This is a genomic window from Paracidovorax valerianellae (genome assembly GCF_900102625.1).
Classification (GTDB): Bacteria; Pseudomonadota; Gammaproteobacteria; order Burkholderiales; family Burkholderiaceae_C; genus Paracidovorax; species Paracidovorax valerianellae.
In genome coordinates, this window is the sequence record NZ_FMZC01000004.1 from 397,860 (window position 1) to 418,646 (window position 20,787).

23 protein-coding genes are annotated in these 20,787 nt (G+C 69.9%); 13 read left to right on the forward strand and 10 right to left on the reverse strand.

What is annotated here, in order from left to right:
* Window positions 1-67: 67 nt before the first annotated feature.
* Window positions 68-964, reverse strand: a complete 897-nt coding sequence (locus BLT03_RS09495) for a hypothetical protein (RefSeq protein WP_139160359.1) — start codon at window positions 962-964, stop codon at window positions 68-70.
* A 36-nt stretch (window positions 965-1,000) separates the two neighbouring features.
* Window positions 1,001-1,528, reverse strand: coding sequence for a hypothetical protein (locus BLT03_RS24810; RefSeq protein ID WP_245711303.1), 528 nt, complete (start codon window positions 1,526-1,528; stop codon window positions 1,001-1,003).
* A gap of 75 nt (window positions 1,529-1,603) precedes the next feature.
* On the opposite strand from BLT03_RS24810, the gene BLT03_RS09505 reads away from it, so the two are divergent.
* The 12 genes from BLT03_RS09505 (at window position 1,604) to BLT03_RS09555 (ending at window position 10,776) form a co-directional block, all read left to right on the forward strand.
* Entirely contained in the window at window positions 1,604-2,485 is an 882-nt protein-coding gene (locus BLT03_RS09505; RefSeq protein WP_092742745.1) for a PA4780 family RIO1-like protein kinase, read from the forward strand.
* Between the two features lie 177 nt (window positions 2,486-2,662).
* Window positions 2,663-3,283, forward strand: coding sequence for a DUF1439 domain-containing protein (locus tag BLT03_RS09510; protein ID WP_245711304.1), 621 nt, complete (start codon window positions 2,663-2,665; stop codon window positions 3,281-3,283).
* A 296-nt stretch (window positions 3,284-3,579) separates the two neighbouring features.
* The gene (locus BLT03_RS09515; protein ID WP_092742748.1) at window positions 3,580-4,716 is read left to right on the forward strand and encodes a mechanosensitive ion channel family protein; all 1,137 of its coding nucleotides are present in this window, start codon (window positions 3,580-3,582) and stop codon (window positions 4,714-4,716) included.
* A gap of 147 nt (window positions 4,717-4,863) precedes the next feature.
* On the forward strand, window positions 4,864-5,115 hold the full coding sequence (locus BLT03_RS09520) for a hypothetical protein (protein ID WP_092742751.1): 252 nt from the start codon (window positions 4,864-4,866) through the stop codon (window positions 5,113-5,115).
* A gap of 306 nt (window positions 5,116-5,421) precedes the next feature.
* Window positions 5,422-6,480 (forward strand): SDR family oxidoreductase, encoded by a 1,059-nt coding sequence (locus BLT03_RS09525; RefSeq protein WP_092742754.1) that lies wholly within the window; start codon window positions 5,422-5,424, stop codon window positions 6,478-6,480.
* A 105-nt stretch (window positions 6,481-6,585) separates the two neighbouring features.
* Window positions 6,586-6,957 (forward strand): hypothetical protein, encoded by a 372-nt coding sequence (locus BLT03_RS09530; RefSeq protein ID WP_092742757.1) that lies wholly within the window; start codon window positions 6,586-6,588, stop codon window positions 6,955-6,957.
* Between the two features lie 189 nt (window positions 6,958-7,146).
* Window positions 7,147-7,587: a VOC family protein gene (locus BLT03_RS09535; protein WP_092742760.1), complete on the forward strand. Its 441-nt coding sequence runs from the start codon at window positions 7,147-7,149 to the stop codon at window positions 7,585-7,587.
* A gap of 55 nt (window positions 7,588-7,642) precedes the next feature.
* Window positions 7,643-8,107 carry a GyrI-like domain-containing protein gene (locus tag BLT03_RS09540; RefSeq protein ID WP_092742763.1) on the forward strand — a complete coding sequence of 155 codons (465 nt, stop codon included), beginning with the start codon at window positions 7,643-7,645 and terminating at the stop codon, window positions 8,105-8,107.
* 219 nt (window positions 8,108-8,326) lie between these two features.
* Window positions 8,327-9,373: a pirin family protein gene (locus BLT03_RS09545; protein WP_092742766.1), complete on the forward strand. Its 1,047-nt coding sequence runs from the start codon at window positions 8,327-8,329 to the stop codon at window positions 9,371-9,373.
* Window positions 9,374-9,485: 112 nt separating this feature from the next.
* Window positions 9,486-9,647, forward strand: a complete 162-nt coding sequence (locus tag BLT03_RS24445; RefSeq protein WP_175537712.1) for a hypothetical protein — start codon at window positions 9,486-9,488, stop codon at window positions 9,645-9,647.
* Window positions 9,648-9,720: 73 nt separating this feature from the next.
* The gene (locus BLT03_RS09550) at window positions 9,721-10,182 is read left to right on the forward strand and encodes a GNAT family N-acetyltransferase (RefSeq protein WP_092742769.1); all 462 of its coding nucleotides are present in this window, start codon (window positions 9,721-9,723) and stop codon (window positions 10,180-10,182) included.
* 123 nt (window positions 10,183-10,305) lie between these two features.
* Window positions 10,306-10,776 carry an FKBP-type peptidyl-prolyl cis-trans isomerase gene (locus BLT03_RS09555; RefSeq protein ID WP_092742772.1) on the forward strand — a complete coding sequence of 157 codons (471 nt, stop codon included), beginning with the start codon at window positions 10,306-10,308 and terminating at the stop codon, window positions 10,774-10,776.
* Window positions 10,777-10,869: 93 nt separating this feature from the next.
* On the opposite strand, the gene BLT03_RS09560 is transcribed toward BLT03_RS09555, so the two are convergent.
* The 6 genes from BLT03_RS09560 to BLT03_RS09585 all read right to left on the reverse strand — a co-directional run bounded on the left by BLT03_RS09560 (window position 10,870) and on the right by BLT03_RS09585 (window position 17,539).
* Window positions 10,870-11,856 carry a Csu type fimbrial protein gene (locus BLT03_RS09560; protein ID WP_175537713.1) on the reverse strand — a complete coding sequence of 329 codons (987 nt, stop codon included), beginning with the start codon at window positions 11,854-11,856 and terminating at the stop codon, window positions 10,870-10,872.
* Window positions 11,853-14,222 (reverse strand): fimbria/pilus outer membrane usher protein, encoded by a 2,370-nt coding sequence (locus BLT03_RS09565; protein WP_245711305.1) that lies wholly within the window; start codon window positions 14,220-14,222, stop codon window positions 11,853-11,855. The genes BLT03_RS09560 and BLT03_RS09565 overlap by 4 nt, the downstream gene beginning before the upstream one ends.
* Window positions 14,209-15,039 (reverse strand): fimbrial biogenesis chaperone, encoded by an 831-nt coding sequence (locus BLT03_RS09570; protein ID WP_245711306.1) that lies wholly within the window; start codon window positions 15,037-15,039, stop codon window positions 14,209-14,211. The genes BLT03_RS09565 and BLT03_RS09570 overlap by 14 nt, the downstream gene beginning before the upstream one ends.
* The gene (locus BLT03_RS09575; RefSeq protein WP_175537714.1) at window positions 15,036-15,572 is read right to left on the reverse strand and encodes a spore coat protein U domain-containing protein; all 537 of its coding nucleotides are present in this window, start codon (window positions 15,570-15,572) and stop codon (window positions 15,036-15,038) included. The genes BLT03_RS09570 and BLT03_RS09575 overlap by 4 nt, the downstream gene beginning before the upstream one ends.
* A gap of 200 nt (window positions 15,573-15,772) precedes the next feature.
* Window positions 15,773-16,411 (reverse strand): Csu type fimbrial protein, encoded by a 639-nt coding sequence (locus BLT03_RS09580; RefSeq protein WP_092742782.1) that lies wholly within the window; start codon window positions 16,409-16,411, stop codon window positions 15,773-15,775.
* Between the two features lie 255 nt (window positions 16,412-16,666).
* A complete protein-coding gene (locus BLT03_RS09585; RefSeq protein WP_092742785.1) occupies window positions 16,667-17,539 on the reverse strand; it encodes a gamma-glutamyl-gamma-aminobutyrate hydrolase family protein in 873 nt (290 codons plus the stop codon).
* A 292-nt stretch (window positions 17,540-17,831) separates the two neighbouring features.
* On the opposite strand from BLT03_RS09585, the gene BLT03_RS09590 reads away from it, so the two are divergent.
* Window positions 17,832-18,179 (forward strand): HPF/RaiA family ribosome-associated protein, encoded by a 348-nt coding sequence (locus BLT03_RS09590; protein WP_092742787.1) that lies wholly within the window; start codon window positions 17,832-17,834, stop codon window positions 18,177-18,179.
* Between the two features lie 129 nt (window positions 18,180-18,308).
* Here the strand turns inward: BLT03_RS09590 and BLT03_RS09595 are convergent, their stop codons facing one another.
* Entirely contained in the window at window positions 18,309-19,337 is a 1,029-nt protein-coding gene (locus tag BLT03_RS09595; RefSeq protein WP_092742790.1) for a TIGR03915 family putative DNA repair protein, read from the reverse strand.
* A 15-nt stretch (window positions 19,338-19,352) separates the two neighbouring features.
* Complete coding sequence (locus tag BLT03_RS09600; RefSeq protein WP_092742793.1) at window positions 19,353-20,711, reverse strand: putative DNA modification/repair radical SAM protein; 1,359 nt, start codon at window positions 20,709-20,711, stop codon at window positions 19,353-19,355.
* Window positions 20,712-20,787: the final 76 nt, after the last annotated feature.

The following is a 20,787-nucleotide window of genomic DNA, read 5'->3' on the forward strand; positions in this document are numbered from 1 at the left end:
ACGAGGGCACACTGGCCCAGGCCTGGGCGACTCTGGCCCGTTTTGGCCGTTTTGGCCGCAGCCGGCGTTATTTCTGCCCTTCGGCGCTGCGTTGGCGGATCGCCTGTTCGATGCCGTCCGGCTGCAGATAGCCGCTGCACGACTGGTACAGGGCGAACCGGGTTTCGGCGGATGTGCCCACCACCTGCGCTGCCACGTCCTTCGCCGAGGCTTCCAAGGCCTGCGTGTAGAAGGCGGGCTCGGCGTCGTACACCGAAACGGCCGCGGCCATGAGGGCTTCGGCGCCGGCGCGCATGCCTGCTTGCTTGGCCTGCGGCACCGTGATCGACAGCGCGTTCATCACGTTGCCGCAGCGGATGAGGTCTTGCGCGACCGCCTTGCGCACTGCGGCCGGGGCGGACGATGGCGAGGGCGCTGTGGGACTGGCTGCGGCTTTCGAAGGCTGTGATGACTGCGCAGGGTCGAGGTAGCGCCATTCGTTCAGTGCGGGCGTATCGGCCGAACAGGCGCCGCGGTAGTTGCCCAGGAAAGCCTGCTTGCCCTGCAGGTCCCCAGTCGCCGTGGCCGTGACCCGGCTGTCGATCACCAGCCGGCCATCTCGGCCGTGCACCGTGATGTCGTAGGAGCGGCCGGCATCAGCGGTGCCTGCGGCGCCCGCGCCGGCCTTGGCACCGGCGGGCATGCAGGTGGCCTTCCAGGTTTCCAGCCCGGGCATGGGCTGCGTCGTTTCCCCCATCGTGCATTCCTGCCCGCGCTGCTGCATGGCGGGCTTCCAGGAACGGGCCGTCAGGCGCTCCAGGGCTTGGCGGGTCACGCACGAGGTGCGGTCCCCATCAATCTCGTCGGCATAGGCGCCTTCGCGCAACGGTTCCGCAGCCTGTGAGGGCAGGGCGCCAGCCATCAGGCAACTGGCCAGCGAGAGGGCGAGCGCGCGAGGCACGGGAAGGCAAAGGGCAAGGGGCACGGTAATCCTGGGTGTTGAGGCGGGCAGGGGGAGAGGCTAACGGACGGAAGGAAAGCCGAACTCCGGCTCCATGAGGCTTTCGCACGATTCGCAGTACAGGTAATGGGTGGTCTTGCCGATCTGCAGCACGCCCCAGCCGGTCGCGTTGTCCAGCGACAGCCGGCCTTTGCGGGCTTTTTTGAGCTGCACCTGCGCTTCGGCCTGGCAATCGCCCTGGTCCAGGCCCTGGCGGTAGTTGGGCTGGGCGCTCACCACGGCGTGCTGCCAGAAATACTCCACCCGCCGCGCGTCGAGCGTGAGCCGGGCGCAATCCGCGTGGCCGCCTTCCACGCTGTGGGCGATGCCGTTCGCGATGTGGACGGCAGCGAGTTCGCCGATGGCTTTGTAGGCATAAGCGGATGGCGGAATGTCGGCGCTGGCCCAGGCCGCGCAGGCACCGGTCAAGGCCCATGCCAGCATGCACGCGGCGCGCGCTACCGCCGTTGCCGTGGCGTGTGCAGGCCGCCGGTGCGCGCCGAAAGGCGCGGCGCTTGAGCCGTGAGGAATGTATGAAGAAAAGGTCATGTGCGTGCGGGTTGCCTCGCTGGTGCGGCCAGCCCGGGAGGATAGGCGCGATCTCCCAGGGCGCAAAATGCCCTGATGAAAGCTCCCCCCAGACTCCAGTCCCTCATCGAGGAAGGACTCATCGACACCGTGGTGCGCCAGCTCATGAGCGGCAAGGAAGCCATGGTGTACGTCGTGCGCTGCGGCGACGAAACGCGCTGCGCCAAGATCTACAAAGAGGCCACGCACCGCAGCTTTCGGCAGGCGGTGGATTACACCGAGAACCGCAAGGTCAAGAATTCGCGCTCGGCCCGCGCCATGGCCAAAGGCAGCAAGTTCGGCCGGCAGGAGCAGGAGGCCGCTTGGCAGAGCGCTGAGGTCGATGCGCTCTACCGCCTGGCCGCGGCCGGCGTGCGGGTGCCGCAGCCGTTCAATTTCCATGAAGGCGTGCTGCTGATGGAGCTGGTGACCGATGCGCATGGCGACGCCGCGCCGCGGCTGAACGATGTGGCCTTCACGCCCGAGCAGGCGCGCAGGCACCATGCCACGCTGATCGCCGAGGTCGTGCGCATGCTGTGCGCGGGCGTGGTGCATGGGGATCTGTCCGAATTCAACATCCTGCTGGCGCACACCCCCGGCGAAGGTGACGGCGAGGGCGCCGAGGGCGCGGAAGGCCCGGTGATCATCGACCTGCCGCAGGCCGTGGACGCGGCCGGCAACAACCATGCGCCCCGCATGCTGCTGCGCGATGTGGCCAACCTGCGCGACTTCTTCGGCCAGTTCGCGCCCGAGCTGCGCACCACCGAATACGGCCCCGAAATCTGGAGCCTGTACCAGCGCGGCGCACTGACGAACGAGACCGTGCTCACCGGCCGCTACGAGCGCCAGCACACCGACGTCGATCTGCACGCGGTCATGCGCGAGATCGACGATGCCCGGGCCGAGGACGCAGCGCGGCGGCTGCGCATGGCCGGGTAGCGGGCTGGCGCAGGGGCAGGGCAGGCCGTGGGGACGGACGGGGCGTACTCGTCCTGTTACGCCCTGCTTCCAGCCCTGGGGAACTGCGCGGCGCGGCAAGGGTCAGTCACCGCCATGGCCGGTGATCCTTCGGCCGCTGCCGGTCTTTCTTTTCTCGCACACGAGGGTGTCCACCACATGGTTGCTGTTCGATCGCTTTCACACCCCCTGCATCCCCGTCACCGCTTCCATGCCCTGCACCGCCGCGCTTTCGCCGCGGCCTGCGCTTTGCTGGCGCTGGGCCTGTTCGCCGTGGCGCCCCGCGCCGGGGCGCAGCCCAGCTACACGATCTCGGCCGAGCAGATGCAGGGAGCGGTGGCCGAGAAGTTTCCGCGCCGCTATGCGCTGGGCGGGCTGATGACGCTGGATGTGCAGGCGCCCCGGCTGCGGCTGCTGCCGCAGCAGAACCGGCTGAACGCCGACATGGACGTGACGGCCTCCGGCCCGCTGCTGCAGCGCCATTACAGCGGTGCATTCGATGTGGATTTCGCACTGCGCTACGAGCCCTCGGACCGCACGATCCGCGCGCACCAGCTGCATGTGAACGCGCTGCGCCTGGAAGGGCTGCAGCCCCAGGCGGCCGACATGCTGGACGTGTACGGCCCGCAACTGGCCGAGCAGACGCTGCGCGAAGTGGTGCTGCACCAGTTGCGTCCGCAGGACCTGGCCCTGCCGGATGGCCTGGGCATGCAGCCCAGCAGCATCACCGTGACGGACAAGGGACTGGTGGTGCGGTTCTCTCCCAAACCGGTGCCTTGAACGTGCGATGAGGCCGTGAGCCACGCGGCCCGGCCGGTGGGGTGTGCAGCATGTGCGGCATGTGCGGCCGTTGCCGCAGCGCTGCCCCACCCGGGCATGTGCGGCATGGTCCTACTCCTGCCCGGTGCCTCGTTTTCTACGATGGGCCATTCCGGCGCGGCTCTGGTGAGCCGTTCATGCGCCGTCCCTGCGGCACCGCCCGCTGTCCCACGGGCACCCTCTGCCCCTTTTTGGTCCGCCCTGTCGCCGGCCGCGTTCCGTGCGCTGCCGAGGCATTTTATTTTTCGAGGAGTTTCATGAACACGCCGTCCTTCACCTCGTGGTTCCAGACCGAGACGCTCTGGGGCCTGTCGCTGGTCAGCATCGCGCTGGCGGTGGCGGCCGCGCTGGGGGCTTACCTGGCCATGTCGCTGCTGCTGGGCGTGGCCGTGAACCGCGCGCGGCGGCTGGCCGAGGGCGGCAACCACCGCACGGCGGGCGTGGTGTACGAGCTGCTGGCCGGCACCAGCCGGCTGCTGGTGCTGGTGGCGGCCGTGCTGGTGGGCGTGAGCCTGCTCGACCTGCCGGGCCGCTGGGCCACGCGCGTGGCCCAGCTGTGGTTCCTGGCGCTGGCGCTGCAGGTGGGGCTGTGGGGCACGCGCGCCGTGGGCCTGGGTATTGCGCGCTACCGGGCGCAGCACGGGGTTGCGGCGGCGGGCGATGCGGCACCGTTCAGCGCATCGGCCACGCTGCTGTCGTGGGGGCTGCGCACGCTGCTGTGGACCACGGTGCTGCTGGCCATGCTGTCCAACCTGGGGGTGAACATCACCGCGTTCGTGGCCAGCCTGGGCGTGGGCGGCATCGCGGTGGCGCTGGCGGTGCAGAACATTCTGGGCGACCTGTTCGCCTCGCTGGCGATCGCGGTGGACAAGCCGTTCGATGCCGGTGATTTCATCGTGGTGGGCAGCGTGGCCGGCACGGTGCAGCGCATCGGCCTCAAGACCACGCGCATCCGCAGCCTGAGTGGCGAGCAGGTGGTGATGAGCAACACCGACCTGCTCAAGCAGACCATCAACAACTACCGCTACATGCAGGAGCGGCGCATCGTGTTCCAGTTCAGCGTGCCCTACGGCACCACGGCGGAGCAGGCCGAGGCGATTCCGCAGGCCGCGCGCCGCATCATCGAAGCCGAGGACAAGGCCCGCTTCGACCGCGCGCACCTGCAGGGTTTCGGCGAGAACGGGCTCAAGTACGAAGTGGTCTACATCGTGCTCGACCCGGGCTACAACCTGTACATGGATTTGCAGCAGCGCATCAACCTGTCGCTGATGCGCGAGTTGGCCGTGCTGGGCGTGGAGTTCGCCGTGCCCGCACGCACGCTGCATTGGGCCGTGCCCGGCGGTGGCCAGCCGCCGGGCGGATTCCTGCAGGTGCAGCAGCCGGTGACGGCCTGAGGCGGATCGATCGGGAGGGCCTGCGCCGCTTGGCGGTGGCTGCCCGCAGCGCCGTTGGTTAAAGTAGCGGCCCTCGTCCCGGCTGCACTTCGGCCCTTCGCCCAGCGCGCCCGCGGCACCCCTCATTCCCAACGCGGCAGAAAACCCATGACCCAGGACCCGGCTCGACAGAGCGAATTGAAGAAGATGGAGCTGTGCGAAAGCTGCGCCGGCATCCAGCGCAACTGGCGCCGCGCGCCGGGCCACGCCGAGCTGGTGCAGCGCGGCAACCGCAAGGAAGAGCGCGACCACGGCATCGTCACCATCACCCGCTACCAGTGCGACCGCTGCGGCACGGCGTGGGAGTACGAGAACGACAAGACCGACCAGCGCGCCGGCTGGTCCGTGGTGGGGCGCTGAGGCGCCTGCACCGGGCCCTTGGCCATGATGTCAGTGGATGTTCGGTTGCTATTGTTTTGATAGCTACGTGCCCTAGTACTGATTGCGCTGGAGGCCGATTGGGCTTGAAGCGCGGCGCAAGCCCGCGGCGCCCGGCATCGATCGGGTGAACCCTGAAACCGGTCCACCGCCTTTCCGGCACCGTCCTACGCCAGCGCCCCGGGGTCGGGGCTTAAAACAGCTTTGGAAGGCGGCGCCTTCGCTCCCTGCCGTTCCAGGGGCCCGCGCCGTCCGAAGCCACGACTGATTTCAAGGACCCCCGGACCCATGTTCTTTGCCCGCTCCTCCGCCCCCGATTCCGATTCCGAGCCGCCCGTCGAAGGCGGCAACGCCGCCACTCCCCTGCCCGAGCGCACCGTCGTCGTCATCACGGGTGCATCGAGCGGCATCGGCCACGCCACGGCGCTGGCCTTCGCGCGCCGCGGCGCGTGCCTGGTGCTTGCCTCGCGCGATGCGGACACGCTGTCGCCCGTGGCGATGGAGTGCCGGGCCGAGGGCGGCACCGCCATCGGCGTGCCCACCGACGTGACCGACCCCAAGGCAGTGCAGGCGCTGCTGGCCAAGGCGCTGCGCCACTTCGGCCACATCGACGTGTGGGTGAACGGCGTGGGCGTGGGCGCAGTGGGCCGGTTCGAAGACGTGCCCGTGGCCGCGCACCGCCGCGTGCTCGAAACCAATCTGCTGGGCCACCTGCACGGCGCGCACGTGGTGATGCCGCACTTTCGCGAGCGCGGCCGGGGCACGCTGGTCAACCTCATTTCGATGGGCGGCTGGGTGCCGGCGCCCTACGCCGCGGCCTACACCGCCAGCAAGTTCGGCGTGCGCGGCCTGTCGGAAAGCCTGCGCGCCGAAGTCTCCGACCTGCCCGGCGTGCACGTGTGCGACGTGGCGCCCACCTTCGTCGATTCGCCGGGCCTGGCCCACGGCGCTAACTACACGGGCCGCAGCATCCGCCCGCCGCTGCCCATGGTGGACCCGCGCCGCGTGGCCGACGCCATCGTCGGCCTGGCCACGCGCCCGCGCGACGTGACCTGGCTGGGCGCGCCCGCGCTGCCCGGGCGCATCGCGCATGCGGTGGCGCCCGCCGCGGTGGGCCGCGCCATGCGCTGGCTGACCGATGCCGCACTGCGCCGCGCGCGCACCGTGCCCAACTCGGACGGCAACCTGTTCGAGCCCTCGCGCGGCACCGCCATCGACGGCGGCCACCGCGAACACCGCGACAGCCGAATGGCCGCCGTCGCCGCGCTGGGCGTGGCAGGGCTGGCCTATGGCTGGTGGCTGGCCACGCGCGATCGCAGCAGCGCCGCCGACCAGCAGCAGCCATAACCCAGGCTCCAGATTCCAGGTTCCGTGGCGCAGACGGGCGTGGCCGGCCCGTCGCGCAAGGCCCCTTCACCGGCCGCAGCCTTCTGTTTGAAAAGGACGAGTCCCATGCCCGCTTCCTCCATCTCCCCTGCGGCGCGCGCCGCGCAGACCTTCACGCTCTACGCGGCCAACGGCCGCGTGTACGCCAGCAACGTGCGGGACAAGCTCATCGACCTGGGCGAACTGAAAGAGGCGCAAGGCCAGTACGGCTATGCACTCGACGGCGGCGACCACGTGGAGCGCTCGGGCTTCCCCAGCGCCGAAGACGCCCTGGCCGACTTGGCCAACACCGTCACCTTCCTGTACCTGGACGGCCAGTTCACCGCGCTGGAAGACCTGTCGGACGGCCGCAGCCCCGATCTGGCCGACGTGCCGCAGATCCAGATCAACCTGGACGCGCTGGGCCACGGCGAACCCGCCATCGCGGCGGACGTCTGACGGTTGCTATCGAAATAGGAGTCAAGGTGCTTGCCGGACGTGCGCTGGAGGCCGTTTTGGCTGGAAGGCGCTAGGGCCCGGGAATTCCCTGGTGACGGGCTGAGTTGACGCAGTTATCGTTTGTGAACGGTGTTCACAATGGTGTCGGGCGCCGCCACGGGCCCGGCACGGGCCGCAAGGAGAACAGCGATGAAAGTGGAGCCCTACCTGTTTTTCGACGGCCGCTGCGAAGAGGCGCTCGAGTTCTACCGCACGGCGCTGGGCGCCGAGGTCACCGGCCTGATGCGCTTCAAGGACAACCCCGAGCCGCCCGCCGAGGGTGCCAACGCCGGCTGCGGCGGCGCATCGTCGCCGCCACCGGGCGACAAGGTCATGCACGCGGCGTTTCGCATCGGCGAGACGACGCTCATGGCCTCCGATGGCATGAACGGCGGCAAGCCCGTGTTCCAGGGCGTGTCGCTGTCCCTTTCACCCAACGACGCCGCCGAAGCCGGGCGCCTGTTCGCCGCGCTGGCCGACGGCGGGCAGGTGCAGATGCCGCTGGCGCCGACGTTCTTTTCGCCCGCGTTCGGCATGGTGGCCGACCGCTTCGGCGTGCCGTGGATGGTGGTGTGCAACCCCGCCGCCTGATTTGATGAATTGACTGATCTCTAACGCCCGCGCGGCTTGAACGACCCATTACCCCATGAACGAAACGCCCCACATCGCCGACCTGCCCGCCCGCCACACGGCGTTCATCCACGTCACCTGCACGCGCGAGGAAATCCAGCAGGTCATGGGCCAGGGCGTGCGCGACTTGATGGACGCGATCGCCGCGCAGGGCGTCTCGCCCGCCGGACCCTGGTTCACCCACCACCGGCGCCGGCCCACCGACACGTTCGACTTCGAAATCAGCGTGCCTGTGGCCGCACCGGTCGGCCCGGTGGGCCGCATGCAGCCGGGCGAGTGGCCGGCGATGCGCGTGGCCCGCACGGTGCATTGCGGTCGCTACGAAGACCTGGCCCAGGCCTGGGGCGAGTTCCTGCAATGGATCGAAGGCCAGGGCCTGCGGCCCACGTCCGAGTTGTGGGAGTGCTACCTGACCGGCCCCGAAACCGGATCAGACCCCGCCGCCTGGCGCACGGAGCTGAACCAGCCGCTGCAGGACTGAGCGGAGAGCGCGGGCGTTCCGGGCTGGGGCTCGGGCTCGGGCTCGGGCTCGGGCGCCACCGTTCCATGCCTGCACCAGTGCGTTGCGCCACCGCCGCGTTGCAGAGCCGCCCGCAGCCCCCATGTGGGATAAGACCGCGCGGCCATCGCTGCGCCTGCCCGCCTTGCCTGGCCCCGTGCGTGATCGCGCGGCCGGCGCAACGCCCACCGGAGTTTCCGCATGACCGACCCCACGACCGCCACCACCCCGATCCTGAACACCCAGCCCCTGGGCGCCCTGTGGCCCACGGTGGACCCGTTCCTGTTCTGCGCCCACCACGACGACGCCTATCCGCCCGGCAATGCCGCGCTGGGGCCCGATGCCCCGCTGCACGGCCGGCAGATCGGCCAGGACTTTTCGGGCCGCGACGGCTGGAGCATGTACCACGGCGACGTCGTGCCCGGCTTTCCGCCGCACCCGCACCGCGGCTTCGAGACCGTGACCATCGTGCGCAAGGGCCTCATCGACCATGCCGATTCGCTGGGCGCCGCGGCCCGCTTCGGCCAGGGCGACGTGCAGTGGCTCACCGCGGGCGACGGCGTGGTGCATTCCGAGATGTTCCCGCTGCTGGACCGCACGGCGCCCAACCCGCTGGAGCTGTTCCAGATCTGGCTCAACCTGCCGGCCGCCAACAAGCGCGTGGCCCCGCACTTCACCATGTTCTGGTCGGGCGACATGCCGCGCGTGGTGGACCGCAGCGCGGACGGCGCCGCCACCCATGTCGCCGTGGTGGCCGGCCGGCTGGGCGATGCCGCGCCCCTGGCGCCGCCGCCCGGCTCGTGGGCCGCGCAGGCCGAGGCCGACGTGGCCATCTGGACGCTGCGCCTGGAGCCCGGCGCGCGCTTCACGCTGCCCGCCGCCACGGGCCAGGGCACGCGCCGCATGCTGTACTTCTTTGCCGGCAGCGGCGTCACGCTGGCGGGCCAGCCGGTGGCGCACGCCGCCATCGAACTGCGCGCGGGCGATGCGGTGGAGCTGCGCAACGGCGGCGCGGCCGACGCCGAATTCCTGCTGCTGCAGGGCCGCCCGCTGGCCGAGCCCGTGGTGCAGTACGGCCCTTTCGTGATGAACACGCAGCAGGAGATCGCCGAGGCGGTGGCCGACTACCGCCGCACCGGCTTCGGCGGCTGGCCCTGGGGCGACGAGGCCCCGGTGCACGGCGCGGATGCCGGCCGTTTCGCGCGGCGGCCGGGCGATGCGGCACCGGAGGTTCCTGCGCCGGTGTGAGCCGTGCGGACGCCAGGCAGTTAATCTTGCTGCCTTCTGGTGTAAAGGTATCGGTTACGTGACTTTTGGGGTTGGCGTCAGAATTGCGCCGGCCCCACTTCCATGACGTGCCATGAATAGCCTTCTGTTTCTACTGCTCTGCGTGCTGCTGTCGATCCTCGCCTGGGGCGCCTTCCAGGTATTGGGCAACTACGCTTTTCTGCTGATGGTGGTCATCGTGGTCGCACTGCTCGTCCGCCAGGCGGGCAAACCGAAGTTCGGGCGAAGGAAGTAGCGGCGCGCCGCCGCGGGAACGCCGGCCGGTTGCCGCATACTCCGGCCCCTTTTCCATCATTCCCTCTCCAGCCATGTCCAGTCCTGTTCTCGTTCGTCCCATCCGGCCCGATGACCTTGCCGCCTGGCAGCCGCTCTGGGACGGCTACAACGCCTTCTACGGGCGCGAGGGCGCCACGGCCCTGCCCGCCGAGATCACGCGCACGACGTGGTCGCGCTTCTTCGATCCGGCCGAGCCGGTCTTCGCGCTGGTGGCCGAGTCGGAGGGCGCGGTGTGCGGCATCGTCCATTACCTGTTCCACCGCAGCACGACCCGCATCGAGCCCACCTGCTACCTGCAGGACCTGTTCACCGCCCCCGGCGCACGCGGCAAGGGCGTAGGGCGGCAGTTGATCGAAGGGGTGTACGCGGCGGCGCAGGCCGCGGGCGTGCGCCGGGTGTACTGGCAAACGCACGAGACCAACGTGACCGCCCGGCGGTTGTACGACCAGGTGGCCCGGCACGCGGGCTTTCTCATCTACGGAAACGACGCCTGAAGTCGGCCGGGTTCAGGGGCGGCCGCTTGGGGCTGCGCCCGCCTTGTTCGACAATGCACGCCTGACCGCCGGGCGCGCAGTGCCTGCCGCCTTTGCCGATTCATCGATTCGCCGGAACACTCCATGAACATCTCCAAAGACACCGCCGTCACCCTCAGCTACAAGGTGACCACGCCGCAGGGCAAGCCGCTCGATTCCGGGCACCTGGCCTATCTGCACGGCGGGTACGAAGGCATCTTCCCCAAGGTGGAGGCCGTGCTGGACGGCCAGGCCACGGGCTTCGCCACCACGCTGGACCTGGCCGCCGCCGATGCCTTCGGCGAGCGCGACGAAAGCCTGGTGCGCACCATTCCCAAGAGCGAATTCCCGCCGGGCGTGAAGGTGGGCGGCCAGTTGCGCGGCGCGGGCGACGACGGGCAGGAGCGCGTCTTCAACGTGGTCAAGATCAAGGGCCCCGAGGTGCACCTGGACGGCAACCACCCGCTGGCGGGCCAGGCGCTGCGCTTTTCGTGCAAGGTGACCGAAGTGCGCGCCGCCACGCCCGAGGAAGTGACGCACCGCCACGTGCACGGCGGTCACGGCCACCACCATTGAGCGGATCGATTTGCTATTAAAATAATAGCGTAACACCGTTGATTTGATTGCGCTGGAGGCCGATTTGGCTCCAATGCCGGCACGGCGCCCGCGCTAGAACTGCACGTCCACCACCACGTTGTCCAGGTAGATGCCGGGCACCGGCGCCGGCTGGTCCGGGTACACGCGGGCCCGGTACGGAAAGAGGTGCGAGCCCGTGCCGTTGGCGATGCCGCCGGCCGGCCCGGCGGTGGCCTGGCTGCTGGCCACGCGCGAACCCACCGCCGTGCCCCAGGGCGTGGTGCCCGACCCGAAGAAGATGTCGTAGGCCAGCCGGTTGGCCCCGTTGGCCATCTGCCGCCGCCCGCCGCTGGGGTTGCTGCCCGGCCCCAGGCCCACGGTGTAGGTCATGCCGGTGGTGCACACCAGCGCGACCTGCGAGGCCGCTTCGCCGAACCCGGTGGGCAGTGCGGCCGTGCCGAAGTTGATGGCGCCAGGGGTGATGAGGCAGTCGTTGGTCACCTGCAGCTCCACGGTCACGGTGCGCGTGGCCGAGCCGGCGTACACGGTGCCCAGGCAGGTGCTGATCAGCCCCAGTCCGTCGCACAGGTTGTAAACCCAGGCCACCCGCAGCGTGTCGCGGTAGGTGCCGGCCGGCACGTTGGCGCCGAGCGTGGCGATCTGCAGCGGCACGGTCGCCTTGCGGTTGGGCAGCAGCGTGAGGATGTTCGCGCCCGAGCCGTTGATCACCAGCAGCCCCGACGAATACGTGAGCCCGCCGCCGTTGCCCGCCTGATAGCCGACGGTCTTGGTGGTGTCGGCGATGTTGCGCAGCAGAAAGCCGTTGTCGCTGGTGAGCGTGGCCCGGAGCAGGCTGTCGGTGGACAGCACCGAGAGCAGCCCGCTGCCGCAGGTGATGCCGAAGCTGCCCGAGGTGCTGACGCTGCCGTCGCGCACCGCGAACGACGACACGGTGCCCAGCGATGCGCCCGTTTCCGCATAGCTGCACACGGCGGCCACGGCGGGCGCGCCGGCGCCCAGCGCCGCCAGGCACACGGCGAGCCGTGCGGCCCATCCGGCGAGGGAGCGCCATGCCGTCACAGCTTGACCCCTTCGGCCGGCGCCACCGGCGCTTCGCCCGTGCTGCAGACCACGCGCAGATCCCGCGTGGCGGCGTAGGCCTGTTCGGTGAACGCCGCGCGGCACACGCCGCCATCGGGCAGGCGCGCGACCAGCGTGTTGCGGGCCTGCAGCGCGGTCAGGTACACCACGCCGTCCCATCCCACCACGGTGGGCACGTTGCCTTGTTCGTGCACCACGGCCGCGCCGACGGGCAGCGGCGCGCCGCCGGCATCGACCAGGGTGATGGTGGCGGTGCGCATGCGCATCACCGGCAGCCGCACCAGCGAGCCCGTGCCGCGCGCGACCGCCACGCGCTTTTCCAGCGTGGGGGTGTGCACGTCGGCCGGCAGCGAGAGCGGATCGATCTCGTAGCGGCCCTCGTAGTAGGCCGGCACGTCCGGCACGAGCAGGTAGCCGCGGGCGTTGGTGCGGCCCACCCGCTGGTTGTTGAACAGCACCGGCACGTCGGCCATGCCCTCGGTGGAGACCAGCGCGAAGCCGTCGCTGATGCGGTTGGAGGCGAAGGCGTAGCCGTCCATCAGCCCGATGGAGCCCGATGCGCCCGCGAACCGGGTCGCGTGGCCGGCCATGCCGTAGGCACCGCCTTGCACGGTGAGCGTGTCGCCCCGGTACTGGGCGGAGGCCTGGCGGTACCGGTTCGACTCGCCGCCCAGCGTGTGGCCCAGGCTCCAGCCGAAGCCGCCGTCCGACGGCACGGTGCGCTGCACGCTCGACTGCAGTTGCGTGGCGCCGTCGCCGTAGCGGGCCACGGCCGCCTGCGCGCTGGTGTTCGGCCCCAGCAGGTAGGTGAGTTGCAGGCGCACCTGGGTCTGGCCGGTTTCCACCGTGCGCCCGGCAGTGACCGATACGTAGGCGTTCTGCCCCACGGGCGTGCTGTAGCCGGCGTAGGCGAGCCGGCTGCGCTGGCCCTCGCGGCTCTGCAGGTCCACCCAGCCCACGCTGACCGAGCCGCGCGCCAGGTTCAGGCTGGCATCGAGTTGCCGCGTGCGGCGCGGCAGTTGAAAGCCGTCGTCGGCATAGGTGCTGGCGTCGCCGTAACCCGGAGTGCGCTGCAACTGCTGCACCGAGATGCCGCCGCGCGTGCTCTGGAACTGGTAGCCGGCCGCGAGTTGCCAGCCGCCCCGGTCGCGCTCGGACTGCCCGCGCGTGATGGCCGCATTGGCCACGCCCCACAGGCCCAGCCGCACGAGGCCGCCGACCCCAGCCACGCTCAGCCCGCGCCCGGCCTGGGCCTGGGCCTCGGCCGTGAAGGCCTCGGTCACGCCGTGGCGGTACACGCCCGAGGCCAGCGGCCGGCCATACGACAGGCTGCGAAAGCCGTAGGCCCGCCGCAGCGCGCCCAGCGACAGCGAATAGTCGTTCCAGCCCAGCCGCAGCAGCTGCGTGTTGACGTAGAACGGCACCGAGGTCAGCACCTGCCGGCCGAGCGCGTCGGTGGTCACCACCGAGGCCGTGCCCGAGCCGTTCACGGTGGGCAGCTCTCCCAGCGTGAAGGGGCCGGGCGCGACGGTGCGGTTCGCCGCGCGAAAGCCGTTGATGAACACGTCCACCGCCGAAGGCACGGCCGCCTGGCCCGAGAACGCAGGCAGCGGGTAAGTGACCAGGTCGGGTCGGATGCCGAAGTTGCGCGACCACTGCACGCCGCCCATGCGCACGGGGGTGGTCCACGGCAGCGCGCCGGTGATGAGGTCGCCGTACAGGGTCTGGGTGGCGGCCTCGGTGTCCGGCCGGGCCCATTGCGTGTCGTAGCGCACGAAGCCGGTCGAAAAGCCGGTCGAGCCGTGCCGGAAGATGCCCGTGCTCGACACCACGCCCATCGGGCCGAAGTACCGGGCCTCGGACCACACGGACGACGTGGTGCGGCCCTGCGTGGTCATGGCGTAGGCGTCGTAGTTGAGCAGGAGGCCCGTGCCCCCGGCCAGTTGCAGCGGCTCGCGGGCGTCGGCCAGGTCCTGGCGCGGCAGCCAGTGGGGCGGCACCTGGATGAGCAGGCGCTGGCCCAGGCTGTCGTATTCGGTGACCACGCCGGGCAGGGCGTTGACGGCCACGCGCGTGCCGTCGGGCATGGTGGTCTGGATGTGCAGCTCGCGCAGCAATTGCGCGTCGATCTCGTACAGCGAGCCGTTTTGCAGCACGTTGGCCACCTCGCCGGTGGTCTTGCCGTTGACCACGAGTTCCAGGTACAGCGTGGCGGGCGCGCCGGGTTTCGCGTCCGGCATGGGGTAGTCCGCCGCGGTGAGCAGGCGCGGCAGGCAAGCCACCAGCAACCCCCAGCGGGCGACGCGGGCACGCAGCGAGACAGGGCGCGGTTCATTGCGATGCACGGGGCAGTTGGGCTTCGCGCCCGTTGACCGTCACCGTCAGGGTGTGGCCGGGCGTGGGAGGGGCTGCCACGTCCAGCGGCATCTGGCTTTGCGGCAGCACGTAATTCAGCACGTCCTTGGGCGGGGTGGCGGGCGTGCCCGCGCGCGTCCAGCCCACCGAGGTGATGCGGGCGTGGCCCGGGCCGCGGTTGGTCAGCACGACCTGGCTGGCGCGGCCCTGCGGCCTCAGTTCCCACGACAGGTCGGGCTCCAGCACGGCGGTGCCATCGATCAACGAGCGCGCGTCGGCCAGGCGCCGCGGCAGCGTGTCCGGGCCGTAGACGAACAGCGGAATGGCGTAGCGGATCTGCAGGCGCACCGCCACCGCCGCCGCATCGGCGGTGGCCCGCTCGGGCGGGCCGGGAATGCTGGCGGGGCCTTCGGGGACCGGCGCGTCCGCGGCGGGCAGTTCGTCCACCAGCACGCGAAAGGTCTGCTCGGCGCGGGGCGGCACCGGGTGCGTCGCCAGCAGCCGCACCATCTGGCGCTGGCCCGGCGGAATGTGGCTGATGGGCGGGCTCGCCACCACGTCGCGCTGCGCATCGAACTGGTCCTTGCCGTCGGCCTGGCGCCACTGGAAAACGCGCACCTGCATCGATACCGGCGTGCTGCCGCGGTTCTCCAGCCACAGGGCCACCGCGCGCTGCGGGCCGGTGATGACCGGGTCCACGGGCCAGATCATGATCGGCGTGGCGGCCCCTGCCGGGGCGGCTGCGGCGGCGGCCAGAACCCACGCGAGGGCAGCCGCCAGCCGCCGTAGGAAAGGGGGAATCGTCACCACGACAAGGTCACCTGCAAGGTATCGGTGTAGGTGCCCGCACCGACGCCCGAACCGGGGAACGTCGCCGTCGCCTGGATGGGCAGCGCCGTGGGCGTGGCGCCCAGCGCCATGTTCGCCACCACGTTGGGCAGCAGCGCCGGCGTGCCGGCCGCCATGAGCGTGAGCGCGTACGGAATGAACTGCGAACCGTTGGAGAGCCTGCGCTGCGCGCCGCTCGCGTGCAGCCCGGCGTTGATGGTCACCTGCAGCGTGGTGCCCGGCGTGCACAGCACCTGGGCCTGCATGCCCGGCCCGCCGGCGGCCATGACGCTGTGCGTGCCGGTGCGCACCGGCGAATGCACGCCGAAGTCCAGCATGCCGAACGACAGGCCCGTGGTCTGCGAGCTGCCCGAAATCTGGCAGCCGCGCGCCACCGTCGCGCTGACGGGAATCGTCGCCGTGGTGGGGATGGGCGTGGCCGCGCGGGCGGGCGCAGCGGGCCAGGCCGCCAGGGCGGCGGCCAGTGCCCACAGCGCCCACAGTGCCCGCATCGCCCGCATCGCCCGCATCGCCCGCATCGCCCGCATCGCCCGCAGTGCCCGCAGTGCCCATGAAGCACTCGCGGGGGTGAACCGATGGGTCGAAAACGTGCGAAGGAAATCCTTTCGGCAAGGCAACGCCCTGTGCCGTCCGATGGCTTGCATCATGCTTTTCTCCGGGCGGGCCGGGCGCTCGGCCGGCCGCCGAGCTGTCAGAACGTCAACGTCACCCCGAGGGTGTCGGTGTAGGCGCCGAAAGGCAGCGACTGGCTGCCGGTCTTGTTGACCTGCCCGTAGATGGGCAAATTGAACGCGGCGCCCGCCGTGGGAATGGCGACATTCGCCACGGGCGTGTTGAGCGGGTAGGGCGTGGTGTGGCTGGCGTCCTGGTAGACCTCGTACGGGATGTACGCCGCCGCGGAGTTCATCGCCCGCGTGCCCACGCCCACCCCGGCGCCCTGGCCGGCATGCAGCCCGCCGCTCACCGTCACGCTGATGACGGTGATCTCGGGCGAACACAGGATTTGCGTGGTGCCGGCCCCGCCGGCGCCGCCCGTGGGCGCGGCGCTCACCGTGCCCGAGAACGTCGCGGGCTGGGTGCCGAAGTCCAGCGTGCCGAAGCTCACGCCCGACTGCCCGCCCGAACTGCCCGAAATGACGCAGCCCGTGCTGATGCGCATGGTGGCCTGCAAATTACCGGTGAGCGTGTCCGCCGCAGCAGATCCCGCTCCACAGACCAACGCCAGGCTGATCGCCGCGGCGGCGGGAAGGCCGCGCAACGTCTGTCCTGGGGGTGTCTGGCTCCATTTTCCGCTCGGCGTTGCGCCTGCGGGCACGTCTCTCTTTTGCATCGCTTTCTCCTAAACACAGGAAGAAAAATTCGATGGGACAGGGTGCTTGGCCCCGCAGCATTCAAGGCTGCAAATGTCTCCGGACACAGTTATTGCACATTTACACGCCAGAGCTTCGCATTTTTAACAATTTGAAACAACTGATCGGAAAATGGAGACTTAGGTTTGGATGAGAGAAAAGACCGTCCGCTGCCGTGCTAGCTGGCGCGGCTGCTATCGTTTTCAGGCGCTCGGCCGTACTGTGTTTTTTCGGTGTTACCGGCGCAGGAGCAGCGCCTGGCGCAGCAATCGCGCGGCGCGGTCGCGGATCTGAAAGGGGCTGTGCCCGGGCAGCGGCCGCACTTTGGTGCGCGAACATGCGGCCAGAAAGTCTTCAAGAATCGGGGCGTCGTCCATCGTCTGCGACGAGCCGGGCTTGAAGAACTCCGGATGCCACTGCGTGGCCGCGATGTAGCCGCGCCCCCGATCCGGCCGGCGCCGGATGGCCTCCGGCACGCCGTCGGGGTGGCTCCAGGCTTCGATCTCGAAACCGGGGGCTAGGTTCTTGATGCCCTGGTGGTGGATGCTGTTGACCACCACGCGCTGCTGACTGGGGTACATCTGCGACAGGCGGGTGCCGGGCACCAGCTCCACCTCATGGAAATGCTGGTCGTAGGTGACCGCGTTGCGGTGCTGCTGGGCGCCCGGGTGCTGGGTTTCGATGTCCTGGTACAGCGTGCCGCCGAAGGCCACGTTGATCAATTGCAGCCCCCGGCACACGCCGAAGATCGGCTTGCCCGCCTGCTCGAAGGCTTCGACCACGGCGAGGTCGTACAGGTCGCGAATGCGGTCGCCCAGCCAGGCATCTTTCAGCGGCACTTCGCCATAGGTGCCGGGCCACACGTCGGCGCCGCCGTGCATCACCACGCCGTCGAGCCAGTCCGCATAGTGCGCAAGGGTGACGTCGCCGCGGGCGGTTTCGCCGGTGGGGCAGGGCACCATCACCACCATTGCGCCGGCGGACATGATCCAGTGCGCGATGGACTGCTCCACGTATTGCAGGGTCTTGTTGGTGAACAGCGAGCGGGCGGGGTCCGCGTGCGAAAAACAGGCGGAGAGACCGATCTTGAGGCGCTTGGAAGTGGACATGCTCAGCGTTCCGCAAAGGAAAGGCGACTGCGTTGCGGCGCGCCGGAAATCAGGGAAAAAGGCATCCGAAGGTTGTATCACCCGGCGTTTGGCGGCGCTGTAGGAACCGGCCGCTCCCGCCATGGGCGTCTGCCCGACAGCCATCGGCGCCGCCGCGTTGCTGTGCGCGGGCTGCGCCCTGTGCGACCATGGCTTCGGGTGGCGGCTGAGCGCGGGCCTTCCCGCAGCGGCGCCGCCCCATCACCGTGCCGGGCCACGAGGCCGGGCGTCATTGGAAAAAAGGAGCAACGCTATGCAAGTACAGGTGCACACCGACGAATACATTCAGGGAGGCGAATCGCTGGCCCAGTGGGTCCAGGAAGAAACCAACAGCCGGCTTGCACGCTTTCGCGAACACCTGACACGGGTGGAGGTTTTCCTGTCCGACGTGGACGCCGGCAAATCCGGCGCTGGCGACAAGCGCTGCGTGATCGAAGCGCGCGCTGCAGGCCGCCCGCCCGTCGCCGCCAGTGCCGATGCCGACAAGCTGGCCGACGCCTTCACCAACGCCGTCGACAAGGTGAGCCGCGCGCTCGACACCGACCTGGGCCGCCTGAAGGACCGCCACGGCCGCGAGACGATCCGCACCGCGACCGAATGACGGAATAGGCGCCCCGAGGCGGCCGCTCACAGGTCGTGTTCCGTAGACCTTGTTTCGCGTTCCGCCCTTCGGCCGCCCGGTTCACCAGCCCCGCTCTGCGGGGCTTTTTTCATGCCCGTGCCAAACGCATCACGGCGTGGCCTGGCCTCGTCCGGCGATGCGCCGCTGGGGCACCGTGCCCGGCGCCTCCACCATGCGGCCGCTGCGGGCGTGCGCGGTCTGGGCGAGTTCGCCGATCAGCGCGGCCTCGGGCAGGTTCTTCCAGTAGCGGGTGGGCATTTCCTTGCGCATCATGTCCAGCTTCAGGCGCGCGGGGTTGAAGATGTTCCGGTAGTACGTGAGCCACAGCGCCTCGCCGGCGTCCGGCGGCGGTGCATCGCTGCGCTGGGCTGCCGGGCCGGTGTGCAGGCGGGCGCCGTCCCAGTGCACGCTGCCGTCCGGCGTGAGGATGGCCCAGCGCATCTGCGTGAAGCGGCGGGCGAAGAACGGCGCGTTGGCCTCGGTGATCCAGTGGTCCGGCTCGAACCAGGCGATGTGCAGCGTGCCGCCATCGGGCTCGGGGACCGGGCGGAAGCGCACGAAGGCGCGCATCTTGTGCATGTCGCGCTTCACCGCGCGGGCCAGGTGCTGCAGGCGCAGGCGGTCGGGGTCCAGCGGGTCGTGGCGCAGGCCAGGCTCGTGCGCCAGCCGCCACAGCAGCCGGTACATCAGCGCGAAACGGCCCGGGTCGCGGTGCAGCACGACGCGCTCGCACAGCTGCAGAAACTCGCGGGGCACGCGCAGTGCCGGTGTGCGGGGTTCTGTCGGTGGTTCTGTCGGTGCAGGAGGCGCGCCTTCGCTGGCGGGCGGTGGATCGTCTTGCAGCGGGGGAAGGGCCGCATCCGCAGTGCCCGACGTTTCGGTGCCCGGCGCTTCGAACAGATCCTGTTCCACAGGCGCATCGGCAAACAGATCGGCCACCGCGTCCGCCTGCGTGAACCACTGCACCTGTTGCGGCGGGCATCCGCTTTGCAGCAGAGCGCGCGCCGCATCGCGAAAGCCGGCCCAGTCGGTGGCATGGCGCAAGGTGATGGTGGTGGTCGTGGTGTTGGAAGCGGCCACGCCGGGTGCGATGGCCGATGGCGTGTCGTGCGCCGGGTGCGAATCGATGATCGGCATGGCAGCGGTCCGTCGTCAGCCGAACAGCGACGCCTGCACCGGCTGCGCCATGGCGCCTGGCATGCGGCTGGTGCCCGAAGCGCTGGCGGTATTGGCGGCCGCGCCCGCGGTGGCGGCAGGGCGCGCAGGTGTGGCGAAGAACGCCTTCAGGTGCATCGAATCGAGCATGCGGCCCGGCCGGTGGTCCACCGTCTCGACGAACGGCAGCACTTTCTTGAGCGGAATGCGCAGCCGCGACAGGTCGGCATGCCGCACGCGGCGCACGCGCCGCGAGGCCAGCAGGCGGTCCACCGAACCCACGCCCAGGCCCGGCACGCGCAGCAGCATCTCGCGCGGGGCGGTGTTCAGGTTGACCGGAAAGCGCTCGGGGTGGGCGATCGCCCAGGCGAGCTTGGGGTCCATGTCCAGCGACAGCATGCCGCCCTGGCGCGCGGGCACGATCTCTTCATGCGCGAAGCCGTAAAAGCGCATCAGCCAGTCGGCCTGGTACAGCCGGTGCTCGCGCACCATGGGCGGCGCGGACAGCGGCAGCGCGCGCGAGGCGTCCGGAATGGGGCTGAAGGCCGAGTAGTACACGCGCCGCAGCCGAAAGCCGCCGTACAGCTGCGCGCTGGTGGCCAGGATGGTGCGGTCGTCGGCCGCGTCGGCGCCCACGATCATCTGCGTGCTCTGGCCGCCGGGGGCGAAGTGCGGCGCGGCCGCACGCCGCGTGCGCCCGGGCAGCGAGACGACCTGCGCGGCGTTCTGCTGCTCGCGCCGCGCCTCTTTGGCATCGGCGATGTGCCCTGCCATGCGCGCCATCGAACGGCGGATGGCGGCGGCGTCCTTTTCCGGCGCGAGCGCCGCCAGCCCCTGCGCGGTGGGCAACTCCACGTTGATGCTCAGGCGGTCGGCGTAGCGGCCGGCGCGCTCCATGAGCTCAGGCGATGCATCGGGAATGGTTTTGAGGTGGATGTAGCCGCGAAAGTCGTGCTCTTCGCGCAGCACCCGGGCGACCTCCACCACCAGCTCCATGGTGTAGTCGGGGCTTTGGATGATGCCGCTGGACAGGAACAAACCTTCAATGCAGTTGCGGCGGTAGAAGTCGAGGGTGAGGTCCACCACCTCCTGCACCGTGAACCGCGCGCGCTGCACGTTGCTGCTCACCCGGTTCACGCAGTACAGGCAGTCGTACAGGCAGAAGTTGGTGAGCAGGATCTTGAGCAGCGAAATGCAGCGCCCGTCCGGCGCGTAGCTGTGGCAGATGCCCGAGCCCTCGGTGGACCCGATGCCGCGCCCGCCCACCGAGTTGCGCGGTGCCGCGCCGCTGGAGGCGCACGACGCGTCGTACTTGGCGGCGTCGGCCAGGATGGCGAGCTTGGAAGAAATGATCACTGTATGAATTTACAGTGATGCGCGCCCGCAGGCAACGACTATTCCCGTTTGCTATTAAAAATATAGCAATGCACCC

Excerpts from the sequence above, each read along its gene's own strand:
- BLT03_RS24810 (WP_245711303.1), bottom strand. The coding sequence starts at position 1,528 with ATGACCTTTTCTTCATACATTCCTCACGGCTCAAGCGCCGCGCCTTTC.
- BLT03_RS09505 (WP_092742745.1), top strand. The coding sequence starts at position 1,604 with ATGAAAGCTCCCCCCAGACTCCAGTCCCTCATCGAGGAAGGACTCATC.
- BLT03_RS09510 (WP_245711304.1), top strand. The coding sequence starts at position 2,663 with ATGGTTGCTGTTCGATCGCTTTCACACCCCCTGCATCCCCGTCACCGC.
- BLT03_RS09515 (WP_092742748.1), top strand. The coding sequence starts at position 3,580 with ATGAACACGCCGTCCTTCACCTCGTGGTTCCAGACCGAGACGCTCTGG.
- BLT03_RS09520 (WP_092742751.1), top strand. The coding sequence starts at position 4,864 with ATGACCCAGGACCCGGCTCGACAGAGCGAATTGAAGAAGATGGAGCTG.
- BLT03_RS09525 (WP_092742754.1), top strand. The coding sequence starts at position 5,422 with ATGTTCTTTGCCCGCTCCTCCGCCCCCGATTCCGATTCCGAGCCGCCC.
- BLT03_RS09530 (WP_092742757.1), top strand. The coding sequence starts at position 6,586 with ATGCCCGCTTCCTCCATCTCCCCTGCGGCGCGCGCCGCGCAGACCTTC.
- BLT03_RS09535 (WP_092742760.1), top strand. The coding sequence starts at position 7,147 with ATGAAAGTGGAGCCCTACCTGTTTTTCGACGGCCGCTGCGAAGAGGCG.
- BLT03_RS09540 (WP_092742763.1), top strand. The coding sequence starts at position 7,643 with ATGAACGAAACGCCCCACATCGCCGACCTGCCCGCCCGCCACACGGCG.
- BLT03_RS09545 (WP_092742766.1), top strand. The coding sequence starts at position 8,327 with ATGACCGACCCCACGACCGCCACCACCCCGATCCTGAACACCCAGCCC.
- BLT03_RS24445 (WP_175537712.1), top strand. The coding sequence starts at position 9,486 with ATGAATAGCCTTCTGTTTCTACTGCTCTGCGTGCTGCTGTCGATCCTC.
- BLT03_RS09550 (WP_092742769.1), top strand. The coding sequence starts at position 9,721 with ATGTCCAGTCCTGTTCTCGTTCGTCCCATCCGGCCCGATGACCTTGCC.
- BLT03_RS09555 (WP_092742772.1), top strand. The coding sequence starts at position 10,306 with ATGAACATCTCCAAAGACACCGCCGTCACCCTCAGCTACAAGGTGACC.
- BLT03_RS09575 (WP_175537714.1), bottom strand. The coding sequence starts at position 15,572 with ATGCGGGCACTGTGGGCGCTGTGGGCACTGGCCGCCGCCCTGGCGGCC.
- BLT03_RS09580 (WP_092742782.1), bottom strand. The coding sequence starts at position 16,411 with ATGCAAAAGAGAGACGTGCCCGCAGGCGCAACGCCGAGCGGAAAATGG.
- BLT03_RS09585 (WP_092742785.1), bottom strand. The coding sequence starts at position 17,539 with ATGTCCACTTCCAAGCGCCTCAAGATCGGTCTCTCCGCCTGTTTTTCG.
- BLT03_RS09590 (WP_092742787.1), top strand. The coding sequence starts at position 17,832 with ATGCAAGTACAGGTGCACACCGACGAATACATTCAGGGAGGCGAATCG.
- BLT03_RS09595 (WP_092742790.1), bottom strand. The coding sequence starts at position 19,337 with ATGCCGATCATCGATTCGCACCCGGCGCACGACACGCCATCGGCCATC.